This is a genomic window from Magnetospirillum sp. ME-1 (assembly GCF_002105535.1).
Taxonomy (GTDB): Bacteria; Pseudomonadota; Alphaproteobacteria; order Rhodospirillales; family Magnetospirillaceae; genus Phaeospirillum.
Genome location: NZ_CP015848.1, coordinates 714892 through 736413 on the forward strand (window position 1 = coordinate 714892; position 21522 = coordinate 736413).

The 21522-nt window shown below is 67.6% G+C and carries 19 protein-coding genes; 14 read left to right on the plus strand and 5 right to left on the minus strand.

Annotated features, from left to right (window positions below):
• Positions 1-6 precede the first annotated feature (6 nt).
• Positions 7-786 carry an adenosylcobinamide-GDP ribazoletransferase gene (gene cobS, locus WV31_RS03255; protein WP_085372242.1) on the plus strand — a complete coding sequence of 260 codons (780 nt, stop codon included), beginning with the start codon at positions 7-9 and terminating at the stop codon, positions 784-786.
• On the plus strand, positions 783-1394 hold the full coding sequence (locus WV31_RS03260; protein WP_085372243.1) for a histidine phosphatase family protein: 612 nt from the start codon (positions 783-785) through the stop codon (positions 1392-1394). Before cobS ends, WV31_RS03260 begins: the two co-directional genes overlap by 4 nt.
• A gap of 34 nt (positions 1395-1428) precedes the next feature.
• Here the strand turns inward: WV31_RS03260 and WV31_RS03265 are convergent, their stop codons facing one another.
• The 3 genes from WV31_RS03265 to WV31_RS03275 all read right to left on the minus strand — a co-directional run bounded on the left by WV31_RS03265 (position 1429) and on the right by WV31_RS03275 (position 4630).
• Complete coding sequence (locus WV31_RS03265; RefSeq protein WP_085372244.1) at positions 1429-3564, minus strand: TonB-dependent receptor; 2136 nt, start codon at positions 3562-3564, stop codon at positions 1429-1431.
• 55 nt (positions 3565-3619) lie between these two features.
• Positions 3620-3988, minus strand: a complete 369-nt coding sequence (locus tag WV31_RS03270) for a DUF2946 family protein (RefSeq protein ID WP_145980725.1) — start codon at positions 3986-3988, stop codon at positions 3620-3622.
• Between the two features lie 75 nt (positions 3989-4063).
• Entirely contained in the window at positions 4064-4630 is a 567-nt protein-coding gene (locus WV31_RS03275; RefSeq protein ID WP_085372246.1) for a hypothetical protein, read from the minus strand.
• Between the two features lie 173 nt (positions 4631-4803).
• On the opposite strand from WV31_RS03275, the gene WV31_RS03280 reads away from it, so the two are divergent.
• From WV31_RS03280 to WV31_RS03315, 8 genes are all read left to right on the plus strand, one after another.
• Positions 4804-5382 (plus strand): ANTAR domain-containing response regulator, encoded by a 579-nt coding sequence (locus tag WV31_RS03280; RefSeq protein ID WP_085372247.1) that lies wholly within the window; start codon positions 4804-4806, stop codon positions 5380-5382.
• A gap of 386 nt (positions 5383-5768) precedes the next feature.
• Complete coding sequence (locus WV31_RS03285) at positions 5769-7064, plus strand: CmpA/NrtA family ABC transporter substrate-binding protein (RefSeq protein WP_085372248.1); 1296 nt, start codon at positions 5769-5771, stop codon at positions 7062-7064.
• A 14-nt stretch (positions 7065-7078) separates the two neighbouring features.
• The gene (ntrB, locus tag WV31_RS03290) at positions 7079-7939 is read left to right on the plus strand and encodes a nitrate ABC transporter permease (RefSeq protein ID WP_085372249.1); all 861 of its coding nucleotides are present in this window, start codon (positions 7079-7081) and stop codon (positions 7937-7939) included.
• A gap of 14 nt (positions 7940-7953) precedes the next feature.
• On the plus strand, positions 7954-8748 hold the full coding sequence (locus WV31_RS03295; RefSeq protein WP_085372250.1) for an ABC transporter ATP-binding protein: 795 nt from the start codon (positions 7954-7956) through the stop codon (positions 8746-8748).
• A gap of 302 nt (positions 8749-9050) precedes the next feature.
• On the plus strand, positions 9051-10274 hold the full coding sequence (locus tag WV31_RS03300) for a CmpA/NrtA family ABC transporter substrate-binding protein (protein ID WP_085372251.1): 1224 nt from the start codon (positions 9051-9053) through the stop codon (positions 10272-10274).
• Positions 10271-12730 (plus strand): nitrite reductase large subunit NirB, encoded by a 2460-nt coding sequence (gene nirB / locus WV31_RS03305; RefSeq protein ID WP_085372252.1) that lies wholly within the window; start codon positions 10271-10273, stop codon positions 12728-12730. Before WV31_RS03300 ends, nirB begins: the two co-directional genes overlap by 4 nt.
• Before the next feature lie 4 nt (positions 12731-12734).
• A complete protein-coding gene (gene nirD, locus WV31_RS03310; RefSeq protein ID WP_085372253.1) occupies positions 12735-13070 on the plus strand; it encodes a nitrite reductase small subunit NirD in 336 nt (111 codons plus the stop codon).
• Positions 13063-15627: a nitrate reductase gene (locus tag WV31_RS03315; protein WP_168185840.1), complete on the plus strand. Its 2565-nt coding sequence runs from the start codon at positions 13063-13065 to the stop codon at positions 15625-15627. The genes nirD and WV31_RS03315 overlap by 8 nt, the downstream gene beginning before the upstream one ends.
• 96 nt (positions 15628-15723) lie before the next feature.
• Here the strand turns inward: WV31_RS03315 and WV31_RS03320 are convergent, their stop codons facing one another.
• Positions 15724-16068, minus strand: a complete 345-nt coding sequence (locus WV31_RS03320; protein ID WP_085372255.1) for a hypothetical protein — start codon at positions 16066-16068, stop codon at positions 15724-15726.
• A 126-nt stretch (positions 16069-16194) separates the two neighbouring features.
• On the opposite strand from WV31_RS03320, the gene WV31_RS03325 reads away from it, so the two are divergent.
• From WV31_RS03325 to WV31_RS03340, 4 genes are all read left to right on the plus strand, one after another.
• Positions 16195-17685: an ArnT family glycosyltransferase gene (locus WV31_RS03325; RefSeq protein ID WP_085372256.1), complete on the plus strand. Its 1491-nt coding sequence runs from the start codon at positions 16195-16197 to the stop codon at positions 17683-17685.
• Positions 17686-17692: 7 nt separating this feature from the next.
• Positions 17693-18907, plus strand: a complete 1215-nt coding sequence (locus WV31_RS03330; RefSeq protein ID WP_237051474.1) for a glycosyltransferase family 9 protein — start codon at positions 17693-17695, stop codon at positions 18905-18907.
• The gene (gene ugpQ, locus WV31_RS03335) at positions 18904-19611 is read left to right on the plus strand and encodes a glycerophosphodiester phosphodiesterase (protein WP_237051475.1); all 708 of its coding nucleotides are present in this window, start codon (positions 18904-18906) and stop codon (positions 19609-19611) included. The genes WV31_RS03330 and ugpQ overlap by 4 nt, the downstream gene beginning before the upstream one ends.
• A 104-nt stretch (positions 19612-19715) precedes the next feature.
• Positions 19716-21116 carry an NAD(P)H-dependent flavin oxidoreductase gene (locus WV31_RS03340; RefSeq protein ID WP_085372258.1) on the plus strand — a complete coding sequence of 467 codons (1401 nt, stop codon included), beginning with the start codon at positions 19716-19718 and terminating at the stop codon, positions 21114-21116.
• A gap of 198 nt (positions 21117-21314) precedes the next feature.
• Here WV31_RS03340 and WV31_RS03345 read toward each other — a convergent pair whose 3' ends face one another.
• The gene (locus WV31_RS03345) at positions 21315-21518 is read right to left on the minus strand and encodes a ribbon-helix-helix protein, CopG family (protein ID WP_068428219.1); all 204 of its coding nucleotides are present in this window, start codon (positions 21516-21518) and stop codon (positions 21315-21317) included.
• Positions 21519-21522 lie beyond the last annotated feature (4 nt).

Genomic DNA, 21522 nt, shown 5'->3' on the forward strand with positions numbered 1-21522 from the left:
ATCACCATGAACGAGTCACCTGTCATCGACGAGAATCCGCCGCCGCGCTCCTGGCTGGGCGACGCCCATCTGGCCGCCGTGTTCCTGACCCGCCTGCCGCTCCCCGACGCCGGAATGGGCGATCTGGCGCGAGCCATGCGCGCCTTTCCCCTGGTGGGACTCGGCCTCGGCCTGGGAGCCGCCGCCATCGCCTGGGCGGCGGGAGGCATCCTGCCGCCCGTGCCCGCCGCCCTGCTGGCCGTCCTCGCCCTGGTCCTGGCCACCGGCGCGCTGCACGAGGACGGGCTGGCCGATCTGGCCGACGGGCTGGGCGCGCGCGGCGGCCGCGAGAAGCGCCTGGAGGTGATGCGCGATTCGCGCACCGGCGCCTTCGGGGTGCTGGCCCTGGTCTTCACGGTGGGTCTTCGGGCCTCGGCCCTGGCGGCCATCCCGTCGGGCTGGAGCCAATGCGCCGCCCTGGTGGCGGCGTGCGCCCTGTCGCGGGCCCTGATTCCGGCGGCCATGCAGGTGATGGGACCCGCCCGTCCCGACGGGCTGGGAGCCGGCGCCGGTTCCCCCGACGCCACCATCGCCGCCACCGCCGCCGGGCTCGGCCTGCTGGCCTGTCTGGCCGGGCTGGGGCTTTCGGGAACCCTGGCCGCGCTGCTGGCCGCCCTGGCCGCCGGCGGAGCGGTCATCTGGATGGCGCGGCGCGCGCTGGGCGGCTATACCGGCGACGTGCTGGGCGCCGTGCAGCAGGCGACGGAAATCGCCATTCTGCTGGCCGCGGCGGGAGTTTTGTCATGAGCCAGACCGCCACACGCTGGTGGCTTTTGCGCCACGCCCCGGTTCCCTGCCCGCACGGCCGCATCACCGGGCGGCTGGACGTGGCCTGCGACACCTCGGAGGACGAGGTGTTCCGGTCCCTGGCCCGCACCCTGCCGGTCAACCCGGTTCTGGTGGAAAGCGGCCTGATCCGCTGCCGCCAGACCGCCGGGGCGCTGGAGGCCGCCGGGCTGCTGCTGCCGCCGCCCATGGTCGAGCCCGACCTGGCCGAGCAGGATTTCGGCCGCTGGCAGGGCCGGTCGTGGATGGAACTGGAAGCCGCCAAGGACCCGGACCTCGCCGCCTTCTGGGCCGATCCGGCAGGGGCCACGCCCCCGGGGGGCGAAAGCTTCGCCGCCATGATCGGGCGGGTCCGCGCCGCGCTGGAACAGATCACCGCCGCCCAGGCGGGCCGAGACATCCTGGCGGTGGTGCATGCGGGAACGGTGCGCGCCGCGCTGGCGGTGGCACTGGACCTGAAGCCGGAACAGGCACTGCGCTTCGCCATCAAACCGCTGTCGCTGACCCGGCTGGATTCCACCTCCGCCGGCTGGCGGGTGGAGATGGTCAACGCCCAGCCCTACGAGTGAGACCGAGGGGGATCGCTCCCCCTCGGCTCCAATCCTAGAACTTGACCGTCACGCCGGCATTGAGCGAGCGGCCGGGAGCCGGCAGGGCGCCGGCCTGGTTGGTGCTGCTACGGCCGGTCCGCTTCATTTCGGTGTAATCCACACCACTCAGCGGATGGTAGTAACGCTTGTCGAACAGGTTATCGATGCCGAGGCTGATCTGCACCGCCTCCCATTCATAGCCGCCGCGCAGGTTGAGCAGGGCATAGCCTGGGGTCTTGGGCTCCTGGCGAAGCGTATCCACGCCGGCCTTGGTTCCCACCAGTTCCGCCTCGATGGCCGACGTCCAGCCGCCCAGGCTCTGTTCTAGGGCGGCCTTACCGTTGACGGGCATGACGTGGTACATGGCCTTGCCGGTGTTGACGATCTCGCCGTGCAGCCAGCCCAGCCGCCCCGTGACCTTGAAGTCGCCCCAGCCGGTATCGCGGGCCACGAACGTGCTGCCCGAGACATCGACGCCGTACATCATGGCGTCATGGTTGGCGAATTTCAGCAGCGGGTAATTGGTTCCGCCCGACACGTTGTCGCTTACCTTGTCGATGCCGATGTAATCGACGATGTAAGTGGCGTAGGGAGTGGCCTTGATGCCCCATTCCCGCCGAGACGAATCGTGCAGGGCCACCGAGGTGCTCAGGGTGTGCGCCACTTCCGGCTTGAGGTCCAGGTTGCCCACATAGCCGTTGGCGTCGCCGAACCAGTTGATCATCTGGCTGTCCATGCTCGAGGTCGACCACGAATAGCGTTCATACAAATTGGGCGACCGGGACTTCCTGGCATACCCCAGTTCGTTGGTGCTGATGGAGTTCGGCTCGTAGCGGACCAGGGCGGTAAGATCGAAATTGGCATCCACCTTGGCATGGTTGCGGCCATTGAAGGCCCGTGCGTCGATGCCTTCCTGCGCCGTCATGCCGCTGCTGCCATAGCCCGCCACATTGCTGGTGTCCATCAGCACCGTGTCGGAACGAATGCCCAGGAGGGTGGTCCATTGCGGCGCCCACTTCTCCTCCCACTCGGCGAAGGCGCTGATCACGTCGCGGGTGCCGTCGTTGATGGATTTGAAGGTTCCGGGTGACATCATCATGCTGCCCGAAACCGGCGGCCACCAGTCATTGAGCAGGAAACGGTGGAATTCGTGGCCGACCCGGATGGTCTTGGTCTCGGACACCCGGATGTCGCCCTTGACCGCATAGCCCAGGTCGGTGGCGTCGGTGCGCATGGGCATCTGTCCGCCCTTTTCGTTGGCGGCCTGATCCATGGAGTGCTTGACCTGCTGCCAGTAGACGCGGGCCTCCAGCTTTCCCCAGTCGAACTCGCCCTCGTAGCGGCCGTTGCCGTGGTAGCCCTTGTTGCCGGTCATATCCATGCGCTGATTGGCGAAGCCCTGGAAAGGAATGTCCTGCTGGCCGGCCTTCAGCACCAAAAGCCCGGCACTGCCTTTGACGCCCAGCGTCACTTCGTGGTTGCGGGATTCGTAGCGGGTGGAATGGACCGTGTGGCCGTCGCCGCCCGCCTGGTAATTGAGGCCGCGCACCCACGACCCGTCATAACCCAGGCTGTAGGTGTCGTCGGCGCCGTGCACGGCCAGCGAGCCGCCGAGGCCGGTGTTGACGCTCTTGAAGAAGGTCGAGGCGCGACCGCCCACCACATATCCCTCGCCCGCCTTGGCGAAGACCGGCGGAGCGGACTTCACCGAAATGACGCCGCCGATATTGTCGCCGCCGGCGCTGACGGGCGTGATGCCGCTCCACACCTCGACCCGCTCCACCTTGGAGGAATCCATATAGGACAGGGCCGGGTTCATGTGGTTGGAGCAGGCCGACGTGATCTCCATGCCGTCCACCACGATCTTCAGCCGGTCGTCGGCCAGGCCGTGGATGTCGGGCAGGCTGGAGACCCCGCCATTGGTGATGAGGTTGAGGCCGGGCGTGCCCGAAAGCAGCCTGGCGGTGTCGCCGGCGGCATTGGCCTTGTCGGCGGCGGGAACGCTGAAGCGGGGCGCCGAGATCACCACGTCCGGAATCTCTTCGGCCAGGGCGGCCCCCGAAATCAGGAGGGTGGAGAGAAAGGTGCTGGCAAGCAGGCGGACTCGGCCATGCCGAGATCCGCCACGATGAATCGCGTGGCAGGTCATGATGTTCCTCGATGAATGAATCGCTGAAGGCGGCCCGGACAGGCGGGCCGCGGCCTTAAGCGGCGAGGAACGGAGGAGCGCGGGCGGGAGGGACGGGACGGAGCGGCTGATCCGGCGCCGGCGACGGCGTCGGCCCGCCGAGGGTGGCGACAACCACGCCCAGCGGCCGCAGCGACAGCGGTGCGGGTGCCAGCGCCTTGCCCGACAGGATGCAGCAATGGCCGCCGCAATCATGCTTCGAGCCACCGGCCTGGGCGGGGTCGACACCGTGGGCGCTGGAGCAGAGATCGGCGGCGACGAAGGGGTCGGGGCCGGCACCGCCGACCGACGCGGGAACGGGCGGCGCGGTACCGAGCAGCAGGACAAGCGCCAGCAGCCATGCCGCCGCCGTGCTCATCCATCCGCCTTTCGATCGTCCGGCCATTCGCCGCCCCCCTTGAGCGACCGAACCTAGGGCGGCCGCCATGGGAAGGCAAGCCTGAAAGAAGTCGAGGATATGCTACTTCTTGGCCTTCTTGTCCTCGGGCTTTTCCGGCTTCTTCTCTTCCTTGCCGAGCGCGATGGGGACGGTGGAGGTGAGCTTGAGGGTGAGCGGGCACATCTCGGTCTCTTCCCCCGCCTTCACGCATTTGACCGGCGGCCAGTCATAGCCGGCGGTGGGAACGATGGTGAACTGGGTCGCCCCCAACGTGCACGAGAACAGCCGTCCGGTGCGGCCGTTGGGCGCCAGGGTGGCGACGCTGACCGCCCAATTGTCCACCAGTTCGTCCTTGGCCCCGAAGGTCCGCGCGATGAAGCCCAGCGCCACATTGGCCGAGGAATAATTCTCCACCACGAAATTGACCCGGCACTTGGCCGAACCCGACCCGGCCCACATGGTGGCGATGACCGCCACGGTGCCCAGGCTTTCGCTGGCCTGGGGCGGCTTCACCTCCACGTCCCGCGGGCCCGGCAAGGTCGCCCACATGGCGCCCTGGGATTCGCCGCCGCCGCTGCCGCCTTCCTTGCCGCCCTTGCCGCCGGCCAGGGCGGGAAAGGCGGTCACGGCCGCGAGAAGAAGCGTCAATGCCAATTTTCCGCCCACGGCGACCACTCCTTGATCACGTCACCCGTCGAGGGTAGCACCGATACAAAGCATTGCAATGCATCGCCGAGGCCCCACGTTGGGGAGGCGGGGGCGGCTCGGCAACTGGCATGATGCATGCTTGTTTAGCTCCGGCACAGTCACAAGGGGCGGACATGGGTTTGCGGGTCATCGTGGTGGACGACGAGCGGGATCGGGCGGAAATGGTCCGTTCGTCGCTGGAAGCCGACGGCTTCACCGTGGTGGCGGTGTTCGCCAGCGGCGCCGGCCTGCCCGCCCGCGTGGCGGAACTGGCCGCCGACGTGATCATCGTCGACATCGATTCCCCCGACCGCGACACCCTGGAGGACATGCGCCGCGTCGGCATCGAACAGGGCCGCCCGGTGGTGATGTTCGCCCAGGACGGCAAGCCCGAAACCATCAAGGCGGCGGTCGAGGCGGGCGTTTCCGCCTATGTGGTGGACGGGCTGAAGCCCGACCGGGTCCGCCCGGTGATCGACGTGGCCATCGCCCGCTTCGCCCAGTTCCAGTCCCTGCGGGGCGAACTGGACAAGGCGCGGACCACCCTGGCCGAGCGCAAGCAGATCGAGAAGGCCAAGGGCATTCTGATGAAGCGGCGCAAGGTGGAAGAGGACGAGGCCTATCGCCTGATGCGGCGCATGGCCATGGATCAGAAGCAGCGCCTGATCGACGTGGCGAACAAGATCATCGAGGCCGCCGAACTGCTCGGCTGATCTGCCGCTTTTATCATCGAATGCCTATCGGACGGTCACGGGCGGGGGAAACCCGACCCGGGGCAGGCTTAATGCCTAAAACATAGACGCTATCGCGCATGTGGCTAAATTTTAGTCACATGACGCATGCCGCAGCGCCGCAAACCCACTGAACCGGCCAAATTCCAGCCTGGCACGGAGGTTGCTTTCCCTTCCCAGTGAAGGCGAAGCCCCTCAATGGCGAGGTCCCGCCCCACGAGATCACGGACGGCCCATCCGGCGACGATGCCGGCCAGGCCGAACAAGGAACAAAGGCGTTCCACGGACTTGCGCCCCCTTCATGGGATGGCGTGACGCCGCGGAACGCCTTTTTTGCGTTTTGGCTAACGTTTAAGGACACGACGACCATGACCAGCAACAGCACCACGACCAAGGGTATCTCCCGCCGTTCCGTCCTGGCCTCCGCCGCCGTGCTGGCCGCGGCCCGCGCCGCCCTGCCCGGCGGCGCCTGGGCCGCCGCCGGCGACGCCCCGGAGGTCAAGGGCGCCGTGTTCGGCTTCATCGCGCTGACCGATTCCTCGCCGCTGATCATCGCCAAGGAGAAGGGCTTCTTCGCGCGTCACGGCATGCCCGACGTCCAGGTGCTGAAGCAGGCCTCGTGGGGCACCACGCGCGACAACCTGGAACTGGGCTCGGCCGGCGGCGGCATCGACGGCGCCCATATCCTGACCCCCATGCCCTACCAGATGAGCTCGGGCCGCATCACCAAGAACAACGCCAAGGTGCCCATGAACATCCTGGCGCGCCTCAACACCAACGGCCAGTGCATCTCGGTCTCCAACGCCTACAAGGAGCTGAAGCTGACCACCGAGGCCAAGGCCTTCGGTCCGGCCCTGGCCAAGGGCCGCGCCGCGGGCAAGGAGATCAAGGTGGCCATGACCTTCCCCGGCGGCACCCACGACATGTGGATCCGCTACTGGCTGGCGGCCAACGGCATCGATCCCGACAAGGACGTCTCCACCATCGTGGTGCCGCCGCCCCAGATGGTGGCCAACATGAAGGTGGGCACCATGGAAGCCTTCTGCGTCGGCGAGCCGTGGAACGACCAGCTGGCCCACCAGGGCATCGGCTTCTCGGCGCTGACCACCGGCGAATTGTGGGCCAATCATCCGGAAAAGAGCCTGGCCATGCGCGCCGACTGGGTGGAGAAGAACCCCAAGGCGGCCAAGGCCGTCACCATGGCGGTCATGGAGGCCGCCCAGTGGTGCGAGGCCAACATCGAGGAGATGTGCAAGATCGTCTCCGGCCGCGAATGGTTCAAGGTGCCGGTCGAGGACATCGTGGCGCGGGCCTCGGGCTTCATCAATTACGGCGACGGCCGTCTGGTGGAAAAGAGCCCCCACGTCATGAAGTTCTGGAAGGACTTCGCCTCCTATCCCTTCCAGAGCCACGAATTGTGGTTCCTGACCGAGAACCAGCGCTGGGGCTACCAGCCCATGGATCTCGACGCCAAGGCGCTGATCAATCAGGTCAATCGCGAGGACATCTGGCGGGCCGCCGCCAAGGATCTGGGCGTTCCGGCGGCGCAGATCCCCGCCTCCACCTCGCGCGGAATCGAGAAGTTCTTCGACGGCAAGACCTTCGACCCCGCCAACCCCGCCGCCTACCTGAAGAGCCTCGCCATCAAGCGCGTGGCGGTCTGACCGAGGAGGATGAGATGACCATGGCTACCAATCCCGTCGGCGTGACCCCCGACACCACCAAGGCCACCGCGTACAAGCCCGTCGTCCCGGTCAGCGCCGCCGCCAGGAAGGCGAAGGAGGTGGCCGGCCGCGTCCTGCCGCCCATGATCGGGCTGGCGGTGGTGCTGGGCATCTGGCAACTGGCCTGTTCCGGCCCCGGCGCCATGCTGCCCGGCCCGGCCAAGGTGGTGCACGATACCTGGGGCCTGATCGCCGATCCGTTCTTCGATCGCGGCGGCGTGGACAAGGGCCTGTTCTGGCACCTGTTCGCCTCCTTGAAGCGTGTCGCGGTGGGCTTCGCCCTGTCCTCCCTGGCCGGCATCTTTCTCGGCGTGCTGATCGGCCAGAGCACCATGGCCTACCGGGCGCTGGACCCCATCTTCCAGGTGTTGCGCACCGTGCCGCCGCTGGCCTGGCTGCCCATCTCGCTGGCCGCCTTCCGCCAGGCCGACCCGTCCGCCATCTTCGTGATCTTCATCACCTCGGTGTGGCCGATCATCCTCAACACCGCCGTCGGCGTGCGCAACATCCCCCAGGATTACCGCAACGTCGCCGCCGTGCTGCGCCTGTCGCCCATCGAGTTCTTCTTCAAGATCGTCATCCCCGCCACTGTGCCTTACATCTTCACCGGCCTGAAGATCGGCATCGGCCTGTCGTGGCTGGCCATCGTGGCGGCCGAGATGCTGATCGGCGGCGTGGGCATCGGCTTCTTCATCTGGGACGCCTGGAACAGCTCGCTGATGAGCGAGATCATCCTGGCCCTGATCTATGTCGGCCTGGTGGGCTTCATGCTGGACCGCATGATCACCTTCGTCGGCCAGAAATTCTCGAGCTAGAAAGGATTTCCGTCATGAGCGCCTATCTCTCCATCGAGAACGTCGGCATCACCTTCAAGACCGACAAGGGATCGTTCTGCGCCCTGGACGACGTCAAGCTCCGCATCGAGAAGGGCGAGTTCATTTCGGTGATCGGCCATTCCGGTTGCGGCAAGTCCACCCTGCTCAACATCGTCGCCGGCCTGCTGCAGGCCACCGAGGGCGGCGTGCTGCTGGAAGGCCGCGAGGTGGACTCCCCCGGCCCCGACCGCGCCGTGGTGTTCCAGAACCACTCGCTGCTGCCCTGGCTCACGGTCTACGACAACGTGCGCATGGCGGTGGACAAGGTGCTGGGCAAGACCAAGACCAAGGCCGAACGCCATGACTGGACCATGCACAACCTGTCGCTGGTGCGCATGGACCAGGCCAAGGACAAGAAGCCGGGCGAGATCTCGGGCGGCATGAAGCAGCGCGTCGGCATCGCCCGCGCCCTGGCCATGGAGCCCAAGGTGCTGCTGCTGGACGAGCCGTTCGGGGCGCTGGACGCGCTCACCCGCGCCCACCTGCAGGACAGCCTGATGGAAATCCACAACCGGCTGGGCAATACGGTGATCATGATCACCCACGACGTGGACGAATCCGTGCTGCTGTCCGACCGCATCGTGATGATGAACAACGGCCCGGCCGCCACCATCGGCCAGATTCTCGACATCGACCTGGAGCGTCCGCGCCGCCGCGTCGATCTGGCCGCCGACCCCCATTACAACCACCTGCGGGCCGAGGTGCTGCGCTTCCTGCACGGCCACGCCCCGGCCAGCCACGCGGCATAGTCTAGTTTTGGAACACGTCTTTTTTGAGGGCCTATTTTTTAGGCACATCTGCCGACAAAGCCCAGCCGATCCGCCGTTCCGGCCTTGGCATGGGGTGTGCAGAGCAGAGATCGAGATTTTAATACCGGCGGCAACCTCAATGGCGAGGCTCACCGCCCAGTACAAAGCCCCGGTGCCGCGACGCAGCGGCTCATGGGGCGAAGGAACAAAGGCGTTCCACGGAAATTCGACGCTGCCCCAAATGGGCCGGCGACGAGCATTTCCGCGGAACGCCTTTTTTGTTTGGCCGAGGGACCCACGAGATGAACCTGGAAAAGACCCGTCTGAAGCTTGGCATGGTACCGCTGATCGACGCGGCCCCCCTGGTGGTGGCCAAGGAGCGCGGCTTCTTCGCCGAGATGGGCCTGGACGTGGAGCTGTCGCGCGAAGCCTCGTGGGCGTCGATCCGCGACAAGGTGGCGGTGGGCGCGCTGGACGGCGCCCAGATGCTGGCTCCCATGCCGCTGGCCATGAGCCTGGGGCTGTCGCCCATCCGGGTGCCCATGGCCGCCGGCATGGCGCTCAATCTGGGCGGCAACACCATCACCATCGGCAACGCCCTGTGGGAGCGCATGGAGGCGGCCGATCCCGACTCCATGGCCGCCGTCCCCGTCTCGGCCCGCGCCCTCAAGCGGGTCATCGAGGCCGACAAGAACTGCGGGCGTGCGCCCATGACGTTCGCCACCGTCTATCCCTATTCCTCCCACGCCGCCGAGCTGCGCCTGTGGATGGAAGCCGCCGGCATCGATACCCGGAAGGACGTCGCCCTCACCGTGGTGCCGCCGCCCCAGATGATCTCGTTCCTGTCGGCAGGCAACATCGTCGGCTACTCGGTCGGCGAGCCCTGGGGCAGTCTGGCGGCGCGCATGAATCTGGGACGTATCGCCGCGACCAGCCGCGACATCTTCGCCGGACGGCTGGAAAAGGTCTTCGCCGTCACCCAGGGCTGGGCGGAAAGCCACCCGGAAACCCATCTGGCGGTGCTGCAGGCCCTGATCAGCGCCGCCCAATGGTGCGACGACAACCGCTCGGAACTGGCCGAACTGCTGGCCCAGCCGCAATACGTCAACGCTCCGCTCGACGCCCTGCTGGCGCCGCTGCTGGGCGAGCACGGCCTGCCCAGGGACCTGATCACCTTCCACGCCCATGCCGCCAACTTCCCCTGGCGCTCCCAGGCCATGTGGCACCTGGAAATGATGAAGCGCTGGGACATGGCGCCCGCCGGGCTGGACACGCGGTCCGCCGCCGAAGCCGTGTTCCGCCCCGACCTCTACCGGGTGGCCGCCCTGGCGCTGGGCCTGCGCGTGCCGCTCACCGACTACAAGACCGAGGGCGCCCACGCCGGCCCCTGGACCCTGTTGAAGGCCACGCGGCCCATGGAGATGGGGGCCGACCTGCTGCTGGGCGGCGCCACCTTCGATCCCTTCACCTCCCGCATCATCGCCTCCGCCCCGGCGGCACGGACCGAATCAGGAGACCTCACATGAACGCTCTTCCCCGCCAGAAGCTGGTCGTCATCGGCAACGGCATGGCCGGCATGCGCACCGTCGAGGAATTGCTGGCCATCGCGCCGGCCCGCTACGACATCACGGTATTCGGGGCCGAGCCCCACCCCAATTACAACCGCATCATGCTGTCCTCGGTGCTGGCCGGGGAAAAGCAGGTGGACGACATCGTCATCAACACCCGCGAGTGGTACGCCGAGAACGCCATCCGGCTCCACACCGGCGATCCGGTGGTCGCCATCGACCGCGCCGCCAAGACGGTGACCTCCGCCAACGGCCTGGTGGTGCCCTACGACAAGCTGCTGCTGGCCACCGGCTCCAAGCCGCTGATGCCGCCGTTGCCCGGCCTGGACCTGCCCGGCGTGGTCGCCTTCCGCGACATCGCCGATGTGGACAAGATGCTGGCGGCAGCCGAGGCCAAGCAGCGCGCCGTGGTGATCGGCGGCGGATTGCTGGGCCTGGAAGCCGCCTGGGGCCTGAAGCGGCGCGGCATGCCCGTGGCCCTGGTCCACCTGATGCCCACCCTGATGGAGCGCCAGCTGGACGTGGAGGCCGGCGGCCTGCTGCAGAAGGACCTGACCGAGCGGGGGCTCCACTTCTTCACCTCGGGCCAGACCGAGGAGATCATGGGCGCCGACGAGGGAAGCGCCCGGGGCGTCAAGCTCACCGACGGCCGCGAGATTCCCGCCGATCTGGTGGTGGTGGCCATCGGCATCCGCCCCAATGTCGACCTGGCCAAGGCCTCGGGCCTGGACATCAACCGCGGCATCGAGGTGGGCGACGACATGGCCACCTCGGACCCCGCCATCTATTCGGTGGGCGAGTGCGTCGAGCACCGGGGCCAGATCTTCGGGCTGGTCGCCCCCATCTGGGAGCAGGCCAAGGTCTGCGCCTCGCGCCTGGCCGGCCGCGACGATCTCCATTACGAGACCCCGCCCTTGTCCACCCGGCTCAAAATCACCGGCATCGACGTGTTCTCGGCCGGGCAATTGGCCGCCCAGGACGAGGCCGACGAGGAGCTGGTCTACCGCGACTCGGCGAAGGGCATCTACAAGAAGCTGGTGATCCGCGCCGACCGCGTGGTGGGCGCCGTAATGTACGGCGACGTGGCCGACGGTTCCTGGTACTTCCAGCTGATGCGCGAAAAGGCGGACGTGGCCGCCATCCGCGACCGCATGATCTTCGGCCAGGCCTATGCCGATACCAGCTGCAAGGGGCACGGGGGCGGCGTCAACGTCGCCGCCATGAGCGACGACACCCAGGTCTGCGGCTGCAACGGCGTCTCCAAGGGCGCCATCGTCAAGGCCATCACCGAGAAGGGGCTGACCAGCCTCGACGAGGTCAAGGCCCACACCAAGGCCTCTGCGTCCTGCGGCCAGTGCGCCTCGGTGGTCCAGGCCATTCTGTCGCACGTCACCGGCGAGGTGGTGGAGGCCAAGGCCGCCGGCATGTGCGGCTGCACCGACCATTCCCATGACGAGGTCAGGAAGCAGATCCTCGCCCAGGGCCTGAAGACCCAGGACGCGGTGCGTTCGGCGCTGGGCTGGCGCCATGCCGACGGCTGCGCCAAGTGCCGCCCGGCCTTGAACTACTACCTGCTGTGCGCCTGGCCCAGCGAGTACGTGGACGACTACCAGAGCCGCTTCATCAACGAGCGCGTCCACGCCAACATCCAGAAGGACGGCACCTATTCGGTGGTGCCGCGCATGTGGGGGGGGCTCACCACGCCTTCCGAACTGCGCGCCATCGCCGATGTGGCCGACAAGTACGAGATCCCCACGGTGAAGGTCACCGGCGGCCAGCGCATCGACCTGTTGGGCGTCAAGAAGGAGGACCTGCCCGCCGTCTGGGCCGACCTGGGCCGGGCGGGCCTCATCTCCGGCCACGCCTATTCCAAGGGCCTGCGCACGGTCAAGACCTGCGTCGGCTCGGAATGGTGCCGCTTCGGCACCCAGGATTCCACCGGCCTCGGCGTCAAGCTGGAGAAGCTGATGTGGGGGTCGTGGACGCCGCACAAGGTCAAGCTGGCGGTGTCGGGCTGCCCCAGGAATTGCGCCGAGGCCACCATCAAGGATATCGGCATCGTCTGCGTCGAGGCCGGCTACGACATCTCGGTGGGCGGCAACGGCGGCATCGAGCTGCGCGGCACCGACCATCTGGTCCGGGTCGCCACCGAGGAAGAGGTGCTCGAGTATTCCGGCGCCTTCATGCAGATCTACCGGGAAGAGGCCCGCTACCTGGAGCGCACCGCGCCGTGGGTCGAGCGGGTCGGCATGGACTATATCAAGAGGCGGGTGGTGGACGACGCCGAAGGCCGCCGTGCCGCCTTCGCCCGCTTCGTCTTCTCGCAGAAATACGCGCAAGTGGATCCCTGGGCCGAACGGGCCTCGGGCGCCGTGGACGCGCACGAATTCGAAACCCTGGCCGAGGTGGGCTGAAGCCATGCAGGACTGGATCAAGATCGGACGTGTGGAAGACATCCCCCGCCTGGGGGCCCGCACCGTCCAGACGCCCAAGGGCGACATCGCGGTGTTCCGCACCCGGGACGACGAGATCTTCGCCCTTCACAACCGCTGCCCCCACAAGGGCGGCCCGTTGAGCGAAGGCATCGTCAGCGGTCGTGTGGTGGTCTGCCCGCTGCATTCCTGGACCATCGACCTGGAAACCGGCGAGGCCACCGCCCCCGACGAGGGCTGCACCCGCCCGGTGGACTCCAGGGTGGCCGACGGCCAGGTCTGGCTGAAGCTCGAAATCGCGAAAAAGGTGGCCCATGGCTGACATGCCCGAGATCGTCCGCACCACCTGTCCCTATTGCGGCGTCGGCTGCGGCGTCATCGCCGCGCGCTTGGACGATTCCGCCGAATGGGTGGTCAAGGGCGATCCCGAGCATCCCGCCAATCTGGGCCGCCTGTGCGTCAAGGGCTCGGCCCTGGCCGAGACCATCGGCCTGGACGGTCGCCTGCTCCATCCCATGATCGGGGCGGACCGGGTGGCCTGGAAGCCCGCTCTCGATCTGGTGGCGGAGAAATTCTCCGCCGCCATCAGGGAACACGGCCCGGATTCCGTGGCCTTCTACGTCTCGGGCCAGTTGCTGACCGAGGATTACTACGCCGCCAACAAGCTGATGAAGGGCTTCATCGGCTCGGCCAACATCGACACCAATTCCCGCCTGTGCATGTCGTCCACCGTGGCCGGCCATGTGCGCGCCTTCGGATCCGACACCGTGCCCGGCTGCTACGAGGATCTGGACCTGGCCGATCTGGTGGTGCTGGTGGGCTCCAACGCCGCCTGGTGCCACCCCGTCATCTTCCAGCGCATCCTGGCCGCCAAGACCCGGCGGCCCGACATGCGCATCGTGGTGGTCGATCCGCGCCGCACCGCCACCGCCGAATGCGCCGATCTGCATCTGGCCATCCGCCCGGGCTCGGACGCCATTCTGTTCAATGCGCTGCTCGCCCACCTGAAGGGCGAGGAGACCGAACTGGACGTGGGCGTGCCCGTCGAGCAGATCGTCCAGTTCTTCTCGTGGTTCGCCGACACCGAGAAGACCGTCACCCTCTGGTCCCAGGGCATCAACCAGTCGTCGTCGGGCACCGACAAGGTTGACGCCATCATCAACTGCCACCTTTACACCGGGCGCATCGGCCGGCCCGGCATGGGGCCGTTCTCGCTCACCGGCCAGCCCAACGCCATGGGCGGGCGTGAGGTGGGAGGGCTGGCCAACATGCTGGCCGCCCATATGGGCTTCGACGAGGCCAACGTGGATCGGGTCGGCCGTTTCTGGAACGCGGCGCGCATGGCCACCCGGCCGGGCCTGAAGGCGGTGGATTTGTTCCGCGCCGTGTCCGAGGGCAGGATCAAGGCCCTGTGGGTGATGGCCACCAATCCGGCGGTGAGCCTGCCCGAGGCGGACCTTGTGCGCGCTGCCATGCAGGCCTGCCCCTTCGTGGTGGTCTCGGAATGCGAGGCCGACACCGATTCCACCCGGCTGGCCCATGTGCGCCTGCCAGCGCTGGCCTGGGGCGAGAAGGAAGGCACCGTCACCAATTCCGAGCGCCGCATCTCGCGCCAGCGTCCCTTCCTGCCCGCGCCGGGCGAGGCGCGGGGCGATTGGTGGATCATCGCCCAGGTGGCGCGGCGCATGGGCTTTGCCGATTCCTTCGCCTGGGCCGACACGGGCGCCATCTTCGACGAGTTCTGCCGCCTCACCGCCTTCGAGAACAACGGCGCCCGCGACCTGGACCTGTCGGGTCTGGTGGGGGCCGATTACGAGAGTATCGAGCCCATCCAGTGGCCGGTGAAGACCCCCGGCAAGGGCACGGCGCGCCTGTTCGCCGATGGCCGCTTCTACCACCCCGACGGCAAGGCCCGGATGCTCGGCATCACGCCGCGCCCGCCGGCGCGGGCCACAGACGAGGCCTTTCCCCTGATCCTCAATACGGGGCGCATGCGCGACCAGTGGCACACCATGACGCGGACGGGGCGCTCGCCCCGGCTGGCCGCCCACGCGCCCGAGCCGGTGCTGCTGGTCAATCCCAGGGACGCCGTCCGCTTCGGCCTCGCCGATGGCGGGCTGTCCAGGGTCTCGGGGGCGCGAGCCAGCGTGGTCCTGCGCGTCGCCCACGACAGCGGCCAGCGCTTGGGCGAAGTCTTCGCCCCCATCCACTGGAACGACCGCACCGCGTCGGGTGCGGTGGTGGGCAGCCTGATCGACGCCGCCACCGACCCCCATTCGGGCCAGCCGGAGCTGAAGCAGGCCCCGGTGATGGTCGAGCCCCTGGCCGCCGCCTGGCACGGGGTGCTGCTGTCGCGCAATTCCGTAGAGCTGCCCCGCTCGTTCTACTGGGCCAAGGCGGCGGGCCAGGCCCATTCCATCTGGCGGCTGGCCGGCGAAGGCGGCGAGGACTGGCCCGCCACCGCCAGGCAATGGCTGGGCGAGGATGGGGAATGGATCGAGTTCCTCGACCCCAATCGCGGTCATTACCGTGGTGCGCGACTGGTGGATGGCCGCCTGGATGCGGTGCTGTTCGTCTTTCCCTGGGCCACCGATTTCTCACCCGACTGGGTGGCCGCCGCCTTCGGCCGCGCCGCCATTGCCGGCGATGAACGGGCCACCCTGGTGGCCGGCGCGCCGCCCGGCGGCGACCGCGGCCGCGACAAGACGGTCTGCGCCTGCTTCAACGTCGGCCTGGCGGCCATCCGGGCTTCCATCCGCGACCACAGCCTGTCCAGCGTCGCGGAAATCGGCGCCATGCTGAAGGCCGGTACCAATTGCGGCTCGTGCATCCCGGAATTGCGGGCCATCCTGGCCGAGGCGGCGCCCAAGGTGGCTTAGCCCATAGCGTCATGGCCGGGCTCGACCCGGCCATCCACGTGGCGCCGCATGGATGCCCGGATCAAGTCCGGGCATGACGGAGCGGAGTGCGGCGCGTCACTTCTCGAAGACGGCCCAGCCCTTGTCGCCCTTGACGAAGCGGCCCGAGGCCTTTTCCGTCTTGGCACCCAGCGGGCCGTCCAGGGTCATCTCGAAATCGCAGGCGAAGCCGGGATTGCCCTTGGCCTCGGCGCAGGCCAGCTTCTTGAAGCCCTTGACCTTGGTGGACAGGTCCTTGCCGATCAGCTTGCCGACGCCGCCCAATTGCTCGTTCATGCCGCCGAAGGTCTGTTCGACGGCGGCCTTCATGTCGGCCTCGGAGGGCTCGCCGCTGCAGGCGGCCAGCAGGCCGCAGGCGAGGGAAACGGCGATCAACGGCTTCGCGGCGGTGAAACGGGACATGGGGCCTCCTCCATCCTTGCTCCCCAAGGGTATAGCCGGGGCGGATGCGCCGGGCAAGGTGGCGGCTGGTCGAGAGGGGCGTTTCATGCTATTGCCCCATCGCCCATTGTCCAAGCCGCCGGAGCCATGATTATTCGAGCGAAAGACAGCGCGTTGCTGGCCGGAGCGGTGATCCTGGCCGCCCTGGCGCATCTGTGGCTGGCCGGCGGCACCCTGCTGTCGGGGGACGAGGCCTATTACTGGCTGTGGTCGCGGGACCTGCAATTGTCCTATTACGACCATCCCGCCATGATGGCCTGGTGGATGGCCGCGACCACCGCCCTGTTCGGCGAATCGGAAGCCGCCATCCGCCTGCCCGCCGTATTGGCCGTGGCGGGCGTCACCGTGCTGGTCTTCGACATCGCCCGCCTGGCCTTTTCCGACATCCGCGCCGGCTGGTGGGCGGTCGTCCTGCTCAACGCCACCATCCTGTTCGCCGCCGCCGGGGTGATCGTCACCCCGGATTCGCCGCTGCTGGTGTTCTGGTCCCTGTCGCTGTGGGCCATGCTGCGCCTGCTGGACGAGGGGAGGGTGCGCTGGCTGTACGTGCTGGGGCTCTCGCTCGGCCTGGGCTTCACCTCCAAATACACCATGGTGCTGATCGCTCCGGGCATCCTGGCGGTCTTCGCCCTGTTCCCCGATGCCAGGCGCTGGTGGAAGAGCCCGCATTTCTGGGCGGCCATCATCCTGGCGCTGGCCTGCACCTTGCCGGTGCTGGTGTGGAACGCCCAGCACGACTGGGTGTCCATCAAGAAGCAGCTGTCCCATTCCTTCGATGTGCCGGTCAGTTCGCCACTGAAAAGCCTCTCCACGTTCCTCGGGACCCAACTGGGCACGGTGACGCCGCTGATCTTCGCCTTCATGCTGTGGGGCATGGGCTGGGCCCTGTGGGCCGGCTGGCGGCAGGGGCGGCCCGGCTGGTTCCTGCTGGGCGCCACCTCGGCGCCGCTGCTGGCCTTCTTCATCAGGCACAGCCTGGGCGGACTGGTGCAGCCCCATTGGCCCGGCCCCGCCTATCTGGGCGCCGCCATCGCCACCTCGGGCGCCTGGGTCACGCTGGGGCCCAACTGGCGCAAGAGCCTGCGCTGGGCCTGGATCGCGGCGGTGGCCCTGGGCGGCCTGATGGTTGCGGCCACCTACGTCCAGATGGCCACGGCGCGGCTGCCCATTCCCGTCAAATCCGACCCCATGAGCCGCCTGGGCGGCTGGGACGCCCTGACCCGGGCGGTCCAGGGCGAGTTGGCCAAGCGCCCCGATTCCTTCGTCTTCGCCAGCAAGCACGAAGTGGCCGGGCTGCTGACCTATTACCTGCCCGGGCACCCCATCGTCTTCCTGACCGGTTCGGCTGGCTTTCCGCGAATTCCTTCGTATGATGCGCAAGACGCCGCCACCCTGGCCGGGCGTGACGGGCTGTACGTGATCAAGGACAGCTTCTACGCGCTTCAGGATATAAGCCGGTCCTTCCGCAGCCTGACGCTGCTGACTACGGTGGAGAGGGCCTGGGGGGGCAAAGTGGTCGATCGGTATGAAATCTGGCTGGCCGAGGGCTATACCTCGGGCACCTTCGAGAACAAGTGAGGCGGTCGTGAACGTCGACAGGATGCGGCAGATCGATTTCTGGGCGGGGGTCCCGCTCACCTTCCTGATGACGCTTTACTGGCGCATCCGCTGCTTCTTCAGCCCGCCCGCGCCCAAGGCGGGCAAGAACATCCTGTTCATCGAACTGTCCGAGATGGGCAGCGCGGTCATCGCCGACGCGGCCCTGAAGCGGGCGCAGGCGCTGTTTCCCGATGCCCGAGTCTATTTCCTGATCTTCGCCAAGAACCGGCCCAGCCTGGACATCATGGGCACCATCGCGCGGGAAAACATGCTGACCATCCGCGCCGACAGCCTGTGGACGCTGGCGACGGACACGCTGGCCATGATCCGCACCATGCGTTCGCTGGACCTGATGGCCGCCATCGACATGGAGATGTTCTCGCGCTTCTCGGCGCTGCTGACCTTCCTGTCGGGCGCGCCCAAGCGGGTGGGGTTCCACCGCTTCCATACCGAGGGACTGTATCGCGGCGAGTTGCTGACCCACCGCGTTCCCTACAACCCCCACCAGCACGTGGCCAAGTGCTTCATGGCCCAGGTCCACGCCCTGACCGAGCCCGATGGCACCACGCCCCACGGCAAGGTCCATTTCACTGAAGCCGATATCCGCCTCGCCCCGGTGACGCCGTCGGCCGAGGTGCTGGACGCCTTCAAGGCCCGGCTGTTCGAGGCCTATCCGGTGCTGAAGACCGCCCGGCGCTGGGTGATCCTCAACCCCAACGCCAGCGAGCTGATGCCGCTGCGCCGCTGGCCCTATGACCGCTACAAGGAGGTGGCCCGCCGGCTGCTGGCGGACCACGACGATCTGGCCATCATCATCACCGGCGTGGCCTCGGAAAAGGCCGAGGCCGAGACCCTGGTGGCGGCGGCCGGTTCGGACCGCATCTGCAATCTGGCCGGCTTCACCCGCATGGAGGACCTGATTCCGCTGTACGCCCTGTCGGCGGTGATGGTCACCAACGATTCCGGCCCGGCCCACTTCGCGGCACCCGTCGGCCTGCCCACCATCGTGCTGTTCGGCCCCGAGACCCCCGCCCTTTACGGCGCGCTCAACGACAAGGCCGAGTTCATCACCGCCCGGCTGGCCTGTTCACCCTGCGTCTCGGCCATGAACCACCGCAGCACCGCCTGCACCGATCCCGCCTGCATGCGCGCCATCCCGGTGGAGCAGGTGCTGGACGCGGTGAAGCGCCGGCTGGGATGATCCTGATCGGCCACCGCGGACTGGCCGGCCTCGCGCCTGAGAACACCCTGTCATCGTTTCGAGCCGCGCACGCCCACGGCCTTGCCATGGTCGAGTTCGACGTGCGGCTGTCCCAAGACGGCGTGCCGCTGGTCTTCCACGACGACACCCTGGAGCGCACCACGGACGGCGCCGGCCCGGTGGCCGGGCGGGACTGGGCCGACATCGCCCGCCTGGACGCCGGATCGTGGTTCGCGCCCGCCTTCGCGGGAGAAAAGGTCCCCAGCCTGGAACAGGCGCTCGGCCTGTGCCTCGACCTGGGTCTGGCGGTCAACATGGAGATCAAGCCCGACCGGGGGCGCGAGGCCGGAACCGCCGAGACCGCCCTGGCCCTGGCGCTCCGCCTGTGGCCCGATGGCGTCGCCCCGCCGCTGGTCTCCAGCTTCGACGCGCCCTGCCTGGAAGCCGCCCGCCGGGTCGCGCCCCATTGGCCGCGCGCCCTTTTGCTGGAAAGCCTGGCCCCCGGCTGGCGCGACCAGGCGCAAGGCCTGGACGTCGGCGCCCTGCATCTGGACCACCGCCCGCTGAGGGCGGAGCGGGTCGAAAACGCAAGGGGGGCGGGGTTTCAGGTCCGGGCCTATACCGTCAACGACCCCGTCCGGGCGCGACAGCTTCGGGACTGGGGCGTCACCGGCGTGTTCAGCGATTTTCCTCATTCGTCATGAGTTCGTAACGTCACTGTGGCGCATGACGACAAAGGGTTATATATGTGCCGTCATCGGCAGGCCTGGGAGAGCCCGCCGTGGTCATGCGAGGAGTTACCCCTGACGTGAAAGCGCTCGATCCTATCCTGATTTCCGGCCGCGAGGTCCTGCCCCTGGTCGAGGGGGGCAAGGGGATCAACGTCTCCAACGGCGAAAGCTCGGGCGCCTGGGCGGCCGCCGGCGGCGTCGCCACCTTCTCCGGGGTCAATGCCGATCTCTACGACGAGAACGGCAATCGCATCGACATGGTCTATCACGGCAAGACCAGGACCGAGAAACACCACGAGCTGATCGCCTACGGCATCCGGGGCGGCATCGCCCAGGCCCGCATCGCCCACGACCTGGCCGGCGGCCAGGGGCGCATCCACATGAACGTGCTGTGGGAGATGGGCGGCGCCGAGCAGATTCTGGAAGGCGTTCTGGACGGGGCCAAGGGCCTGATTCACGGCGTCACCTGCGGCGCCGGCATGCCCTACCGCGTGGCCGAGATCGCGGCGCGCTACGGCGTCTATTACTACCCCATCGTGTCGTCGGCGCGGGCCTTCCGCGCGCTGTGGAAGCGCGCCTACCACAAGTACGGCCAACTGCTGGGCGGCGTGGTCTACGAGGACCCCTGGCTGGCGGGCGGCCATAACGGCCTGTCCAATTCCGAGGACCCCAGGAAGCCCGAGCCCCCCTATGGCCGTGTCGCCGAGTTGCGCAAGACCATGACGGAATGCGGCGTGCCCGGCACCGTGCCGATCTTCATGGCCGGCGGCGTCTGGTGGCTGAAGGAGTGGGAGGACTGGATCGGCAATCCCGAACTGGGCCCCATCGCCTTCCAGTACGGCACCCGCCCGCTGCTGACCCAGGAAAGCCCCATCTCCAACGAGTGGAAGCAGCGCCTCTTGACGCTCAAGCCCGGCGACGTGCTGCTGCACCATTTCAGCCCCACCGGCTTCTACTCCTCGGCAGTGAAGAACGGCTTCATCAACGAGCTGTGCCAGCGCCTGGACCACCAGATCCCCTATTCCAGCGAATGCGTCGGCGACCACGAGGCCGAGCTGCCCATCGGCGCCAGAAAGCGCATCGTCTGGGTCACCCCCCACGACCGCGACCGCGCGCTGGGCTGGATGAACGAGGGCTTCACCGAGGCTCTGCGCACCCCCGATTCCACCCTGGTCTTCGTCACCCCCGACAAGGCCGAGGAGATCCGCATCGATCAGGTCAACTGCATGGGCTGCCTGTCCCAGTGCATGTTCTCCAACTGGGCCCAGAACGAGGCGGGCACCACCGGCAAGAAGGCCGATCCGCGCAGCTTCTGCATCCAGAAGACCCTGCAGAACATCGGCCATGGCGGCGACGTGGAGCACGAGCTGATGTTCGCCGGCCACAACGCCTACCGCTTCGGCTCGGACCCGTTCTACAAGAACGGCTTCATCCCGACCGTGAAGCAGCTGGTGGAGCGCATCGCCAGCGGCGAGTAGGTGTTTTGTCATCCCGAGCGAAGCCGAGGGATCTCATCCTGGCGCGACGTTTCCGAACTGGCGGCGACGGAGCAGACGGAGATTCCTCGCTACGCTCGGAATGACACGCAATTCCATACTTCCGCCGCAATCACGGCCCATAAACGAAAACGCCGCCCAAACCGGGCGGCGTTTCACGTTGGGGCGATGCCTGTGGCTCTATTCGTTGACCGCGGCCTTCAGCACGGCACGGGCCTCGTGCTCGTCGATCTGATGGACGTCCGAGAGGTGGGTTTCCCAGTTCTCGACGTATTCCTTGACCGCGACGGCCAGGCATTCCCCCACCGTCTGCCCGGTCTCGGCGGCCAGCGCCTCGAGGCGCTGCTTCAGTTCGGGCGAGATGGCAAGCGACAGGGTTTCCATGATC

What these genes read in the sequence shown, in the direction of transcription:
- cobS (WP_085372242.1), top strand. Translation starts at nt 7, where the DNA reads ATGAACGAGTCACCTGTCATCGACGAGAATCCGCCGCCGCGCTCCTGG.
- WV31_RS03260 (WP_085372243.1), top strand. Translation starts at nt 783, where the DNA reads ATGAGCCAGACCGCCACACGCTGGTGGCTTTTGCGCCACGCCCCGGTT.
- WV31_RS03265 (WP_085372244.1), bottom strand. Translation starts at nt 3,564, where the DNA reads ATGACCTGCCACGCGATTCATCGTGGCGGATCTCGGCATGGCCGAGTC.
- WV31_RS03270 (WP_145980725.1), bottom strand. Translation starts at nt 3,988, where the DNA reads ATGGCCGGACGATCGAAAGGCGGATGGATGAGCACGGCGGCGGCATGG.
- WV31_RS03280 (WP_085372247.1), top strand. Translation starts at nt 4,804, where the DNA reads ATGGGTTTGCGGGTCATCGTGGTGGACGACGAGCGGGATCGGGCGGAA.
- WV31_RS03285 (WP_085372248.1), top strand. Translation starts at nt 5,769, where the DNA reads ATGACCAGCAACAGCACCACGACCAAGGGTATCTCCCGCCGTTCCGTC.
- ntrB (WP_085372249.1), top strand. Translation starts at nt 7,079, where the DNA reads ATGACCATGGCTACCAATCCCGTCGGCGTGACCCCCGACACCACCAAG.
- WV31_RS03295 (WP_085372250.1), top strand. Translation starts at nt 7,954, where the DNA reads ATGAGCGCCTATCTCTCCATCGAGAACGTCGGCATCACCTTCAAGACC.
- WV31_RS03300 (WP_085372251.1), top strand. Translation starts at nt 9,051, where the DNA reads ATGAACCTGGAAAAGACCCGTCTGAAGCTTGGCATGGTACCGCTGATC.
- nirB (WP_085372252.1), top strand. Translation starts at nt 10,271, where the DNA reads ATGAACGCTCTTCCCCGCCAGAAGCTGGTCGTCATCGGCAACGGCATG.
- nirD (WP_085372253.1), top strand. Translation starts at nt 12,735, where the DNA reads ATGCAGGACTGGATCAAGATCGGACGTGTGGAAGACATCCCCCGCCTG.
- WV31_RS03315 (WP_168185840.1), top strand. Translation starts at nt 13,063, where the DNA reads ATGGCTGACATGCCCGAGATCGTCCGCACCACCTGTCCCTATTGCGGC.
- WV31_RS03320 (WP_085372255.1), bottom strand. Translation starts at nt 16,068, where the DNA reads ATGTCCCGTTTCACCGCCGCGAAGCCGTTGATCGCCGTTTCCCTCGCC.
- WV31_RS03325 (WP_085372256.1), top strand. Translation starts at nt 16,195, where the DNA reads ATGATTATTCGAGCGAAAGACAGCGCGTTGCTGGCCGGAGCGGTGATC.
- ugpQ (WP_237051475.1), top strand. Translation starts at nt 18,904, where the DNA reads ATGATCCTGATCGGCCACCGCGGACTGGCCGGCCTCGCGCCTGAGAAC.
- WV31_RS03345 (WP_068428219.1), bottom strand. Translation starts at nt 21,518, where the DNA reads ATGGAAACCCTGTCGCTTGCCATCTCGCCCGAACTGAAGCAGCGCCTC.